Origin of the sequence: Cellulophaga lytica DSM 7489 (genome assembly GCF_000190595.1) — a bacterium.
Taxonomy (GTDB): domain Bacteria; phylum Bacteroidota; class Bacteroidia; order Flavobacteriales; family Flavobacteriaceae; genus Cellulophaga; species Cellulophaga lytica.
Genome location: NC_015167.1, coordinates 2,650,702 through 2,663,132, shown reverse-complemented (window position 1 = coordinate 2,663,132; position 12,431 = coordinate 2,650,702). Strand labels below are relative to the sequence as shown.

Genomic DNA, 12,431 nt, shown 5'->3' with positions numbered 1-12,431 from the left:
TGTCACATTTTTTGATACCTATTCAATAAATTTCGGTTATTAAATAACGTCCTACAGCCATACCACCTTACCTAGCGGTTAAGCTGATACCGCTTCCGTCCTAGTACGTAAGAGCTATGTATTCCTTCGGCGTCTTCCTACCTTCAGTCACCTCACTCACACATAGCACTTACCTATTCAATTAAAAATAGAAATCACTTTAAACCAAATCAAAAAACTGCGCCACCTAGTGTTACCACATTACCGTGAGAGTGCTCGTACCTCACACTATCACTCACAGTACCCTTGCTAATCTCGCAGTCGGCTCGCGCCTTTTAGATTACCTGCTTAACAAACAATAGCGGATAAGAGAACCTTATACTTCAGAAGGCCTTAAAACTTCTTTTAAAAAATTTTAAACCTCTTCAATAGTTGCTTTTGGTGCATTAGATGTAACCGATGCAATACCATTTTCCATTCCAGAAGAAGATTCATACATTTCACTAGTTCCTATAACCTGACCATTACTCGCCTTAAGATTAAAATAGTGCTTACCATTACTCGCCTTTAAACGCTCATATCGTTTATCATCTTGTGAATTTTTACGAACAGATTCTATTCCATTCATACATCCAGCTTTAGCTGAATAACCTTCACTTGCTAATATTTTTTGACCATTATCAGCTTTCAACCTAAAACGATACTCACTCCTAGCATCTTGATATACTTCAAATTTTGACATAATATTTGTATTGTTTTGATATTAAATGTACTTAAAATAGAAATTCAAATCACAACATTAAACTCTATTTATCAACCACTTATTCAACAGTCTTAAGAATAATAATAAAAAAGGCCACAAATTTAGTTGGCTTCCATCGGCCACCACAATAATGCTATAAAGTTCAAGCCAAAGGTTTTGAAAAAAATAGCACGCCAAAAGGCAGTTCTATTTTTTTCAACCTTCCTCCTAGGCGCACGATTTTTCCAAAAAACTTGACAGCATTGCCACGCCACTAGAGAAATCGCTTTCTTTTTTTTGTTTTTCTTTTAAAATAATACGGAAGGGTTTTGTGATTCAATGAAAGTATCGGAATAAAAAAAGAGCCTCTTCGGAAGCTCTTCTTTATTACTTTTTCTTCTTTCTCGGCACTCGTCCAGACCGTAATCGTAGTAGCGTATGATGCAGTCTTTTTACGAGTAATGAAACCACATAGCTAATTACTGCGCCTATTGCAGCCATAAGTGCTGTCTTAATGAGGTCATCTGATGTGATATGAATCCACGCAGAAGATAACGTCCCACCTAGTACCGAAAATTTGATATGTGTTACATTTTGTGTCACTCTATTTAATATTCGACGCGGAATCTTTTCCGTCTATTTTGGGAATCTCTGTCTTCTCATCAATTGTTACTGCTTGACTAACAGCAGTAGCAACGGTTCCGGCAACAGTCATATAAGTTGCTACAGTTACCAAAACAGCTGGCAAACTAATAGGTGCTGCGATAATTGCGCCACCTGCGGTAGCTAATGCGATACCTATATTACGCAAAGTTCTGAAAAACTTAGGCGTTGGCTTTTTATAACGTTCTACAATATTCATTGTCTTAATATTTAATAGTTAATAATACGTTTTCGTTTCTGTCAAATGCTTGATAGCAAAGAGATACTAATTTTTGAAACAGTGGTTTGGAATAAGCTCCTTTTCCTATACCTGTTAACTTAGTTACAGGAGCTATACAACCACGAAGCTCACGCTTCGCGTTATTAGCAGGATGCAGTAGTATAAGACTACGCTCTTCTACATTAGTAAGATGTAAATGATGCTTAAATTTTACCGAATACCTCGCTTTCAGCTCGTATTCGCCTTCAGGTATACAAGACACGTTTCTTTCATTGTTCAACCAAGGTAATTCAATAGCAAAACCTAAAAACTGACCATTATAGAAGAGAGCACTATTAGTGCCCTCTTTATAATAGGTCCTTTGCAACAACACATTCATTTAGACAGTATCTACTTTTGCTACAGCAAGTGCATTAAATGCACCGTTTTTTAACGGATACATTTGTCCATTTACTTCTTGATAAAACTCAATACCAACGACTTGCAAAATTGGAAGCGCTGAGTTTGCTGGAAGTGCAACACTCAAATCAATTGCTGCAGTATTTGCACTATCATAAGGAAGAATCGCCGTTTCATCACTCTCAAAAGTTGAGGTCTCATTGGCAAAATCAAGCTCTGCAGCACCCATTACTACCTTAAAGTGAGTAGTACCTCCTGGAGCTGCAATTCTTACTGTTGGTGAAAATGGAGCCAAACTCACATCGACATCTCCAGTTGTACGATCAAGAGATGTAGTATAAGGAGCAAATAGTGTTGCGCCTAGCTTTCCATTCGCATTAAATTCAAAGCCTTGCAATGTAGCCATATCACCGTCTTCAATGGTTCTAAGACCACGCTCATTGACAGTATCAGTTTTTGTAATTGCTACAAGAGATTTAGTCAAACGACTCACTACACGCTTGTCTTTTGCGTTCTGCAAAAGCACACGGATAGCATTTCGAATCACTTTACCTCCTTTTCCAGCACGTCCAAACTCAGAGCCATTTTCACGAGTTCTCTGAAACGCAGGATCATTTGCAATACGATTGGCATCGACACCTCCTTTATAGCGCGCAAGGTGTCCATCTGCGCTTTTGTAAAAAGAAATATCTCCGATAGTTCCTTTTAATTTGATAATACCTGTTTGTCTAGCCATAATGTTCTAATTTTTTGATTATTAGACAAAAGACACTAGTTTTATAAAAGAAATCAAAAACAGCCATACATTGGTGCCACAAAATACGTTTTATGCCATAAGAAGACATATAAACAATCCATAGTTGAGGTATAGATAAAGTATGGATAGAGTATAAAATGAGAATAGTAAGAGCTTGTATATACCCAAAAGACATACAGCGTATCACTGGAAGAAGTGAACGCTACGGTCGTAAGCTTTTAAATGACATTAAAACCCACTTTGGTAAGAAGTCACACCAATTTATCACTGCAGAAGAATTCGCCGAATATAGCGGTATTAAAGAGGAAATCGTTAACCAATATCTTGAACAAATTTCATAGTATTTAATATGATTTATATAGGTTTGAATCCTTGATTTTCGTATCTTTATGATCTTCTGAGAAAGACAAACAACTATAAAGACTTTCAATGTAAATGGTAGCTATTAGGTTAGTAATCAAATTGAAAAACTAAGAAAGTCAATAATACTAAGGAATTACAGACAAGGTTTGAATCCTGTCGAGGTCACTAAAAGCTTGCTAAATATTAGATTTAGCAAGCTTTTTTCTTTTTACAATACCTCATTTTATAATCAAAAATAAACAATTAAATTTTACAGTAGAACAATAAAATCACTACTCTAAATTAGCTATTTTACCGTCTTTAATTACCAGATAAAAAATATTACCAGCAGTAACATTTTGGTCCATTTTTTTAGAGTAAGCAGGTATCATTTTAGGTAAACCAATAATAGTCTGTAAGGCTATTGTCTGTAGTTTCTTGTTGTTTGATTTTATATCTCTTTCAAAAGGAGTTATACTGCCATCTATTTCTACCCTAAATCTTACTTTTAAAGTAGCATTTTCAATTACTACATTTTCTACTTCTAATTCTTTTAGTATTCTTTTTCTAACGCTATTACGCAAACAAACTCCTTTATCTACACTTTTTTCACAGCCAATATAAATAGGATCTTTACCACTTACAATAGGGTGCTCTATATTTGGTATTTCTTTTCTATCTCTCTTTATCAACTGCTTAGTTTTATATGTAGGTCTATCTGTTATATTTGTTGCTCTCATACTCACAACAAATTTGTGTATAGGAAACTCTTCTGTTTGTTTATTGTAGTTGTTAGACATTGTAATGCTTAATTTTACTAATGTGTTTTCTAAATTCCAAACTGTACTTTTATAATAAGCAGTGCTATCATTAATTTCTAAAGGAATATTTCCTTCTACAGTACCTTCTCCCATAGAAGCTATCATTGCTTTTTCTCCTCTTAAATAAAAACTGAGCATATTTTTTCTAAACTCTAAGTCTTTTTTATTATTGATTTTTTTGTTGTGGTTGGCTACATCCCACTCATTAATTAATTCTAGAATAAGACTATCTTTTTTATAATAAACATATCTAGCAACTATGTCTATATCTGCAATGTCACTATCTTTTCTTATAAATGAAAGTAATCCCAAATCATCGGAAACTGTATAATAGTCAGAATTTAATATTTTTCCTCCAGGAAAGTTATTTTCTGCTTCTAAGTAAGTTGAAAGCGGAAATTGATTTAAATCTAAATTTGGAAGTTGACATAAACCCGAAGTAACAACAAGCAAAACAAGTAGCGTAGTTAGCTTTTTCATTTTTTAAAATTTTATTTATATCAATTTTAATAACAAGTATGCAATAAAAAAACTAGTAATTTATATTTGTAAGGGTTTAGCGCTTATTTGTATAAAAAAGTAGAATAACTAAGACAAAAAAAATTAATTGTAATTTATATATTTAATAGCCTGTTTTCTGGTATACCTCTTCAAAAATAGGATTTTCTACAACCTTGTACATCCTTTGGTTGATGTCTTTAATTTTAGCTACTTTCTTTTTTATTTGAGATAAAAGCACCCCTCTTGTTCTAATTAAATCATAAACAAAGCCTAATCTACGGCCGCCAACAAACCACAGAAAACTTTTTTCTTTTCTCTTTCTAAATATAAACAACTCAATTTCTGAAACTCTAAGCTTAGGGTAATCACTAATATTTTTTTTTATAAAATCAGATTGTCTCTCTACACCCAAATCTTTAAGCATTTGTATATTTCTGTTATGTATTTCTAAAAATTCAGAAGCAGAATTAACTAAATCTACACGCTCTTCAAAACCTATTATAATAGTAAGTGATTTTTTTAAAATATCTAAATCAGACTCTCTCATACCCTATTTTATAAATAATTATATAGAAACAAGGTTCTTTAATAACCTTATTGCCTTGTGATTAACACAATGCCAAGCAATAATAGGTACATTTAGTTTATAAAAGTATAGGAGGTTTATATTTGTAAGTATACAGTTTATATTCGCTGTGGAATTGTATTGTCTTTTAATTAGGTTATTTTATATAAAGACGCATAAAACAGCTCAAAAGTGTCATAAAGGGTAGCAAAAATATCTTGACCATCAAAAATAACAACAGGGAAGTCTTTTTTTGTTGTATCTACAAACAAAACAAATTCGGCATAAGAATCATAACGAAATTCTGGATTTGCCTCTAAAGCATACTCTAAATCTAAAGCCCCTAATGACTCATAATTTGGATAACGCTCTAATAATTCTGAGTCAAAATCTTCCATTTCATTTTCTTCTAACCACTCGTATAAATCGTAATCATCTAGTCTGTAGGTTAAATCTCCAAACTCTAGCGGATAACCTTGTAGAATATCACAAGCAAGTCCAACTGGTTTTTCTTTAAGCTCCTTAAAATCTGTATATTTCATATTTATTTTTTATACTGTATACAACGGGTTTTAAAATAGTTTGTTGCGTGTTTAAAATTAAAATTAGCAGATAAAAAAGTGAATAGTTGCCAAATGTCAAATTAAAAAGTTAGCGCTAATAGCCATATGCAATAAATTATTAAAACAAGCCTTTGCTATTGCAAAATCAGAACTAGTATATGATGATTCTTACAGAAGCACTTTAGCTGAAAATTAGTTAGTTATTACTTATTTTTTACCACAGTACTTTGTTGTGCGTAGGCTTTTATTTAGAGTTATTATATTCTATTAACTTTATTTTTTTACTATTCCAATTTAGAATTACTCGATAATTTTTAAAAAAGTCTAAACCAAATCTTCTACCCAAATATTGCTCTGAATATACTTTTTGTTTTTTTAAAATAGTATTTCCGAATTCTAATTCATTAATAATTCCTGTGTAAGATATCCTTGCATTGTCGTGTTTTCCATAAATCCCAATAGAACCGGTTGTTTTAGATTCAGTGAAATCTGATATTTGTCCATTTTCTTTTTGCTTTTCAAATTCGGAAAAAGGTATAACTAAATCTCCATTATAGCCAAAATCGACATCAAAATTCCAAACTTTTTCACCATTTATTTTACAAGCAATAGAAGGTATTCCTGCATAACCAATAAATAATTTATTTTCAATTATTTTTTCAGGTAAGCTTAATTTCGATTCATTGTCAGTTATAATAATTTGTTTCTTATCAAAATCAATATCCCAAATAGCGTGTTGCAGTAAACTTGAACCAATAAACCCGTCAATATTGAGAGAAGACCACATTGGTATTGAATTAAAATCATTTATTAAGGCTACTGTTTCAACAAAATCTATTTTTCCAATTCCAATAGATTCTATTCTGGTATATTGATTAGTTTGTTTTTTATTAAAAACATCAGAAACATTTACAGAGTCAATAATTTTCAAATTTAAACTTTTAGCAAGTTCTTTTGACACAAGAGTTGGCGTCCCAGTATCAAAAAGAAAATTATAATTTTTATTATTTATTTCTACAGGAATAATTATCCAACCATTTTTAATTTCGAAAGGTAAAGTAACTTTAAAGTTTTCTTGTTTTGTTTTTCCTTCTTTAAAGTATTTTACTGCTTTGCTAGTTGCACAACTAGTTATTAAAATTAATATTACTGAATAAATAAATACTCTTGTTTTGTTCATATATTTCAATTTTGTAGATGCTGTTTTAGCTTACGCACAACGTTTTTTGTATGATTAGTGGCGTGTTTAAGGAATTAATTTAGCAAATAAAAAATCCGCTAGTCCCGACGCATCGGGATTCGTAAGTAGGCTAAAACAAGAAATAATCACAGACCTTCGATTAAGCACGAACGCCCTATGTTTTTTATACATTGTTAGCAACTGGCCTTTTTATTAATTAAAGACTATTCTTTGTTTTAAGTAAAGCATAGTCCTTTTTGTTAAACTTAGTTTTAAAACTTTCTATAATTTTCTTTTCAGATTCAGGTGTCCAATAAATTTTTAGATTTTCTTTTGCTCTTGTAATTGCTGTATAAAAGATATTATGGGAAATCATCTCTTCAACTTCATCTGTTATCACAATTTTTACAGAATTATATTCTAATCCTTGTGCTTTATGGATAGAAACTGCATAAGCTACTTGAAAAGGAATAATATTGCTAGAATCGTCATCATCATTATCAGTACTTTTGTACTTATCGACAGTAAATCGAATTACAGAATTTCCATTTTCAGAATTATCTAAGAGTTCAAAATCATACCACTCAGTATCAAATTCATTAAGTACTAGATTAACTTCAATGTCAAATTGTATTTGTTCGCCAAGTAATTCAATTCCTGAGATTTTACCTTTTAGGTTATTATAAATTAATGGTGAAAAGCGACCTGATTCGTTAAAAATTATTGGGTCTTCAACTTTGTAAGTTTGAGTACCCCAAATAAATGTCTGATTAGAATTACTGCTTTGTAAAAATGAATTTATATTGTTTATGCCGTAAAGCCCATCGTAATTCAAACAAAGTATTATTTCGTCTTCTTCGGCATTTTGAAAAATTGAATTATCAAGTGTTTTAGAATATTCGTTTTTCGTTAAACTTTCTAGAATATTGTCTTCAATGTTTCTTACTCTTTCCCAAAGTCTTAATAAATCTGGATTATTACTTCTATAAGGTTTTTCCAATTCAAATACTGAAGATTCTGGAATAAAAGATTTTATTAGACTGAACCAATTACCAAAAAGTATTGATTCTATTTGAAATACGTCTCCAACAAGAATAAGCAGCCTGAATTTTGCTTTGTTAAGTATTTTAAGCATATCCGAATTACTTACTGTACTGCACTCATCTATAATTAAAATATCGTATTCAGTTTCTTTACTCCAAGTAAATTTGGTTATAGTTTTAAAATTACAATTGGCAACCTTTATATTACGTTTTAAATTGTCAACTGCAGGATTTGTATTTGCCAAATATAACTTACTTTCTTTGTCAAAAAAGTTTGAAATATGATTAATCATAGTTGATTTTCCAGTTCCAGCTGCCCCATAAATTAAAGCTACTTTTGAGCTTTCGAATAAGTTTTTAAGAGCAGTCTTTTTTTCTTCACAATCAATTTTATAAGCAGTTGAATTAAGCCAAGATTCTATTGAGTTTTTATAATTTTTAATTCCCGTAGATGATATTTCTTTTAGTTTGTTTATAATGTTAAAAGTATCTGCTTCATAGCCTTTGATAAATACATTTTTTTTAAAACTTTCTATTCCTCTATTTTTGTGTTTCCAATATAGATTGTCATTCCATTGACTTATAAGTTCTTCAACATTATCAAAGTTTTCAATTTCATTGATAGCAGTAAATAATTGTCCTTTTTGTTCTGTATTGTTTTTTATATGTCTTGCTAATATTTCGTGTTTTCTGTCTTCAGTATTGATAGATGCAAAAAGGTCACTCAATTTAGGATTGTGATTAATTAATGCCGAATTAAAAGGCATTTGGTCAAAAGGAATACACCCAAACTCTAAATTTAGATTTGATAATAAATCACAAGGAGAATTAGTGTATTGTTTTTTAATTATTTTATTATTAAGCTTGAGTAGTAAATACCTAAGTAGGTTATGACCGTCACTTTTAGTTCTACTCATTTCTCTGCATTTGTCCAGTAGTTGGAATATTCGAGAAGCTTTAGCTTTTTCAGTAACCGTCTTTTTTACGTATTCATAATACCAATCATTTAAACTAATAACCTCTACTAAATTTAATCCGGTGGATGTTAAATATTTCATTAGTTCATAAGGTTCCTTACCACTACTAATTTTAGAGTTCACGCCAAAAATTTTTGCGAAATTATCTATTTCACAAGGTCGTATTGAAACCTCCCAACTATCAATGATTTGAATAGGCATTTTTTTATCTAAAATCTCTATAAAATCTGTGCTTATTGATAATTTTACTGCATAATTTCCAAGAATTTCAAGCTTCGTAAAAGCAATTATTCTGTCAAATTTGCTAGTATAATCATTAGCTCTGCGAAAAGTTACTTCATAGAATATTTCATTTTTTACAAAAAAAGGTTTTATTTTTTGAATATAATATCTGTCTTTGTAATTAGTTTTTTTTCGATTCCCTTCTGGTTGCTTAATTAATGAAGAAATTTTGTCATAATATTCTTTTAAGTTAGAATCTGTTTGGATTGGAAAATCTTTTAGGTTGTGAAGAACATCTAAATTATATGTATTGTAAAGAAAAGACTTTATTTTAATAAGGTATTCGAAGTATTTTAGTATTAATCTTTCTGAACTTTCTTCGTTTAGAGTATAATGCGAAGCTGTAATTTGTAAGAGTTTATGAAATCTTGATAAAAATTTTAAGTCTCCTCTAGCTTTTATATATTCAATAGCGTTCTGGATATTTTCGTAGCTATTATTTAATTCTGTTTGTTGTGCATCCTCAAAAACTTTTAGGGCAATATGTTCAACATAATTCCTAAGTTGAGATAAAATATTTTGAGATAATAACCCTCTTTCATTAATATCAAATTTCTCAATGTTCTTACAAATTGTTTTATCAATATCAAATATGTGGGAATTGATTTTACTCATTCTTATTTAGGGTTTGCTATGGCTTGTTGCTAACGTTTAGTATATGGCAAGTAGGGCAGTAGAAAGCGATAAACTTTCAAGTTGCACTGAGCCAAAACGTTGTATTTTGTTTTTAATTTATTCATTCTTAAAAGCCAAATCAACGATTTGGCGGTGTTGGTAAATAGCACTGAACTTCCTTAAACCACCGAGCGCCGTATTTGCTATATACAGTGTTAGCATTAGTTTTCTTTTAAGTGTTTTCTAATTTCCTCATCACATTTTAGAACTGCCTTTAAACGAGTTTCTATTATATCGAATGTTTTTGCGTTTAATATTTCTCTCAACAGGAAATGGACAGAAATAGAACCACTATACTTTGTATAAACACAAGGTAAGTTATAATAAACATTCGTTTTATCTTCAGTATAGATAATCCATTTTGATTCTGGAATTAAGCGGATTAGAGTTTCTCCCATATATGAAACAATCCCATCAAGTTCATTGTTTTTTTCTTTATTTTTTAAATCAACTAGGCTGTACTTACTAATTATGTGATTTTCTAAACTAGAAAGAGAACTCTCTGAAAAGTCTAACACTAATTCCTCTTCTTTATCAATAAGTCCCTTTTTCCAATTTTCAATTCTACTCGATGTATTTTCTTTCCATTGTTTAAATATTTTTTCCTTTTGATTCATTAAATCACATTCTTTGAGTTATTAATGCTAACTAGTTAGTAAACGCAATTAATTGCGTTTATTCACCCATATTGGTGTAATAAACGCACATTTCTAATTTTAGCGCTTAATTTTCTTACAATATAAAAACATTTTTTTTAGTACAAATACAGATATGTGTAATTGTATCAGAATTAATTATAAATGGTAGCTATAGTAACTTAAAATGTAAAATACTTTTAACTTTTAGGCATAAAAAAAACCATACTTTACTACAAGTATGGTTTTGTGGTTTGTGTTTAGTATAACCCTAAAATGGGATAATTTATTTTTTCTTTAGCTTTTTAATTACTGCTATAGTTTGTTTTACGGTAGCCTCTAAGCCTTTATAATCTTTATTAGCTATAACATCTTTACTAATTAATTTAGAGCCTATACCAACACAAGTAACACCTGCATTAAACCAAGCTGTTAAATTGTCTTCTTCTGTAGTTACACCGCCTGTTGGCATTACGTTTGTCCACGGTTGTGGGCCTTTTATGGCTTTTACAAAACCTGCTCCGTAGGTTGCGCCAGGAAATAGCTTTACTACCTCACAACCCAACTCTTCTGCTGTGTTTATTTCTTTTAAAGAACCACATCCAGGAGACCACATTACTTTGCGTCTGTTACAGGCTATGGCAATGTCTTCTCTAAAAGATGGTGTTACAATAAAATTGGCTCCCATTTGCATATACAAAGAGGCTGCTGCAGCATCTGTAACAGAACCAACACCTAATACCATACCCGGTAATTCTTTTATGGCATATTTATTTAGCTCAGAAAAGACTTCAAAAGCAAAATCTCCACGTGCGGTAAATTCCATTAAGCGTGCGCCTCCATTGTAACAAGCTTTTAAAATGTTTTTTGCTAAATCTACATCAGAATGGTAAAACAAGGGTACCAAACCGGTTTCATTCATTGTATTAAAAACTTCTATTCTGCTATATTGTGCCATAATTGTATGCTGTGTTTTTATTATTTTTAAGTGTTAGCGTGCTACTTTACCAGAGGCATCGCCACTCATTAGTTTTTCTACCTCATCTGCCGTTACCAAATTAATGTCTCCGGCTATGGTATGCTTTAAACAACAGGCTGCTACTGCAAAATCTACTGCTTGTTGTGCGTTATATTCTTTATTTAGTAAGCCATAAATTAAACCTCCCATAAAAGCATCTCCGCTACCTACCCTATCTACAACTGGCGTAACATCTTTTATTGCTGCGCTGTACAGCTCGCCATTATCATACAAAATACCTCCAATCTGTTGGTGAGATGCGCTTATAGAGTAGCGTAATGTTGTAGCTACTTTTTCTAAATTAGGATACAATGTAAACAATTTATTATACAAGCTTGGTAAGGACGCTTTATTTTGGTAATCTGGTTTTTCTTCTGCCAAGCCCGACATAAAAAATGCGGTATCTAAGTCGCCCAAAATTACATTGCTATAAGATAATAACTCTGGCATAATATCTTTAGGTTCTTTGCCATATTGCCACAATTTTGCTCTGTAATTTAGATCCGATGTTATAAAAACACCCATCTTACTGGCTACTTTTACGGCCTCTAAACATACATCTGCTGCTGTTTGTGATACTGCTGGTGTTACACCACTCCAATGAAAAACGGTGGCGTCTTTAAAAACTTCTTCCCAATTTATAGTACCTGGTGTAATGGTTGCCATTGCACTATTAGCTCTGTCATACACCACCTTACTACCTCTAGTACCTGCACCGGTTTCTAAAAAATATACACCTAACCTATCACCTCCAAAAGCAATATTTTTAGCTTGTACATTACGTTTTTTTATTTCCATTAGGGCTGTATGACCCAAATCATTATCTGGTAAACGTGTAACAAACTCGGCCTCTAAACCATAATTTGCAATAGATACTGCAACATTAAACTCGCCACCACCATACGTAGCCGTAAAGTTATTTGCTTGCGAAAAGCGCAAATGTCTTTGTGTAGACAAACGCAACATAATTTCTCCAAAGGTGACAACTTTACTCATTTTTATATTTTTTAATTAAAATTTACATATGGTTAATCGATTAAGCATTGAGCTAAAATAAAATCAAAACCAC

At 31.4% G+C, this 12,431-nt stretch carries 13 protein-coding genes and 1 pseudogene; 2 read left to right on the top strand and 12 right to left on the bottom strand.

The genetic code is table 11. The annotated features are described in order from the left end of the window. Window positions 1-394: 394 nt before the first annotated feature. From CELLY_RS11935 to CELLY_RS11920, 4 genes are all read right to left on the bottom strand, one after another. The gene (locus CELLY_RS11935) at window positions 395-721 is read right to left on the bottom strand and encodes a YegP family protein (RefSeq protein ID WP_013621936.1); all 327 of its coding nucleotides are present in this window, start codon (window positions 719-721) and stop codon (window positions 395-397) included. Between the two features lie 604 nt (window positions 722-1,325). Continuing rightward, window positions 1,326-1,583, bottom strand: coding sequence for a hypothetical protein (locus CELLY_RS11930; RefSeq protein WP_013621935.1), 258 nt, complete (start codon window positions 1,581-1,583; stop codon window positions 1,326-1,328). Window positions 1,584-1,587: 4 nt separating this feature from the next. Then, window positions 1,588-1,983, bottom strand: coding sequence for a DUF5675 family protein (locus tag CELLY_RS11925; RefSeq protein WP_013621934.1), 396 nt, complete (start codon window positions 1,981-1,983; stop codon window positions 1,588-1,590). After that, window positions 1,984-2,739 carry a hypothetical protein gene (locus tag CELLY_RS11920; protein WP_013621933.1) on the bottom strand — a complete coding sequence of 252 codons (756 nt, stop codon included), beginning with the start codon at window positions 2,737-2,739 and terminating at the stop codon, window positions 1,984-1,986. A gap of 158 nt (window positions 2,740-2,897) precedes the next feature. Between CELLY_RS11920 and CELLY_RS11915 the strand changes: the two genes are divergently transcribed. After that, on the top strand, window positions 2,898-3,101 hold the full coding sequence (locus CELLY_RS11915) for a hypothetical protein (protein WP_013621932.1): 204 nt from the start codon (window positions 2,898-2,900) through the stop codon (window positions 3,099-3,101). 294 nt (window positions 3,102-3,395) lie between these two features. Here CELLY_RS11915 and CELLY_RS11910 read toward each other — a convergent pair whose 3' ends face one another. From CELLY_RS11910 to CELLY_RS11900, 3 genes are all read right to left on the bottom strand, one after another. Then, the gene (locus CELLY_RS11910; protein WP_013621931.1) at window positions 3,396-4,403 is read right to left on the bottom strand and encodes a hypothetical protein; all 1,008 of its coding nucleotides are present in this window, start codon (window positions 4,401-4,403) and stop codon (window positions 3,396-3,398) included. A 142-nt stretch (window positions 4,404-4,545) separates the two neighbouring features. Further along, window positions 4,546-4,971: a hypothetical protein gene (locus CELLY_RS11905; RefSeq protein WP_013621930.1), complete on the bottom strand. Its 426-nt coding sequence runs from the start codon at window positions 4,969-4,971 to the stop codon at window positions 4,546-4,548. 170 nt (window positions 4,972-5,141) lie between these two features. Next, entirely contained in the window at window positions 5,142-5,531 is a 390-nt protein-coding gene (locus tag CELLY_RS11900) for an alpha/beta hydrolase family protein (protein ID WP_013621929.1), read from the bottom strand. 82 nt (window positions 5,532-5,613) lie between these two features. Here CELLY_RS11900 and CELLY_RS17235 point away from each other — a divergent pair. After that, a pseudogene (locus CELLY_RS17235) lies at window positions 5,614-5,748 on the top strand (IS110 family transposase); the annotation flags it as partial. Between the two features lie 48 nt (window positions 5,749-5,796). Here CELLY_RS17235 and CELLY_RS11895 read toward each other — a convergent pair. The 5 genes from CELLY_RS11895 to CELLY_RS11875 form a co-directional block, all read right to left on the bottom strand. Further along, complete coding sequence (locus CELLY_RS11895; protein WP_013621928.1) at window positions 5,797-6,732, bottom strand: retropepsin-like aspartic protease; 936 nt, start codon at window positions 6,730-6,732, stop codon at window positions 5,797-5,799. A 217-nt stretch (window positions 6,733-6,949) separates the two neighbouring features. Then, window positions 6,950-9,649: an ATP-dependent DNA helicase gene (locus tag CELLY_RS11890; RefSeq protein WP_013621927.1), complete on the bottom strand. Its 2,700-nt coding sequence runs from the start codon at window positions 9,647-9,649 to the stop codon at window positions 6,950-6,952. Between the two features lie 221 nt (window positions 9,650-9,870). Further along, window positions 9,871-10,326, bottom strand: coding sequence for a hypothetical protein (locus CELLY_RS11885; RefSeq protein WP_013621926.1), 456 nt, complete (start codon window positions 10,324-10,326; stop codon window positions 9,871-9,873). Between the two features lie 304 nt (window positions 10,327-10,630). Further along, entirely contained in the window at window positions 10,631-11,302 is a 672-nt protein-coding gene (locus CELLY_RS11880) for a bifunctional 4-hydroxy-2-oxoglutarate aldolase/2-dehydro-3-deoxy-phosphogluconate aldolase (RefSeq protein ID WP_013621925.1), read from the bottom strand. A gap of 33 nt (window positions 11,303-11,335) precedes the next feature. Next, window positions 11,336-12,358 carry a sugar kinase gene (locus tag CELLY_RS11875; RefSeq protein ID WP_013621924.1) on the bottom strand — a complete coding sequence of 341 codons (1,023 nt, stop codon included), beginning with the start codon at window positions 12,356-12,358 and terminating at the stop codon, window positions 11,336-11,338. Between the last annotated feature and the right edge of the window lie 73 nt (window positions 12,359-12,431).

Bases quoted from the DNA above. Each gene is read 5' to 3' on its own strand.
- CELLY_RS11910 (WP_013621931.1), bottom strand. From the start codon at position 4,403: ATGAAAAAGCTAACTACGCTACTTGTTTTGCTTGTTGTTACTTCGGGT.
- CELLY_RS11905 (WP_013621930.1), bottom strand. From the start codon at position 4,971: ATGAGAGAGTCTGATTTAGATATTTTAAAAAAATCACTTACTATTATA.
- CELLY_RS11890 (WP_013621927.1), bottom strand. From the start codon at position 9,649: ATGAGTAAAATCAATTCCCACATATTTGATATTGATAAAACAATTTGT.
- CELLY_RS11895 (WP_013621928.1), bottom strand. From the start codon at position 6,732: ATGAACAAAACAAGAGTATTTATTTATTCAGTAATATTAATTTTAATA.
- CELLY_RS11900 (WP_013621929.1), bottom strand. From the start codon at position 5,531: ATGAAATATACAGATTTTAAGGAGCTTAAAGAAAAACCAGTTGGACTT.
- CELLY_RS11920 (WP_013621933.1), bottom strand. From the start codon at position 2,739: ATGGCTAGACAAACAGGTATTATCAAATTAAAAGGAACTATCGGAGAT.
- CELLY_RS11880 (WP_013621925.1), bottom strand. From the start codon at position 11,302: ATGGCACAATATAGCAGAATAGAAGTTTTTAATACAATGAATGAAACC.
- CELLY_RS11935 (WP_013621936.1), bottom strand. From the start codon at position 721: ATGTCAAAATTTGAAGTATATCAAGATGCTAGGAGTGAGTATCGTTTT.
- CELLY_RS11915 (WP_013621932.1), top strand. From the start codon at position 2,898: ATGAGAATAGTAAGAGCTTGTATATACCCAAAAGACATACAGCGTATC.
- CELLY_RS11930 (WP_013621935.1), bottom strand. From the start codon at position 1,583: ATGAATATTGTAGAACGTTATAAAAAGCCAACGCCTAAGTTTTTCAGA.
- CELLY_RS11885 (WP_013621926.1), bottom strand. From the start codon at position 10,326: ATGAATCAAAAGGAAAAAATATTTAAACAATGGAAAGAAAATACATCG.
- CELLY_RS11925 (WP_013621934.1), bottom strand. From the start codon at position 1,983: ATGAATGTGTTGTTGCAAAGGACCTATTATAAAGAGGGCACTAATAGT.
- CELLY_RS11875 (WP_013621924.1), bottom strand. From the start codon at position 12,358: ATGAGTAAAGTTGTCACCTTTGGAGAAATTATGTTGCGTTTGTCTACA.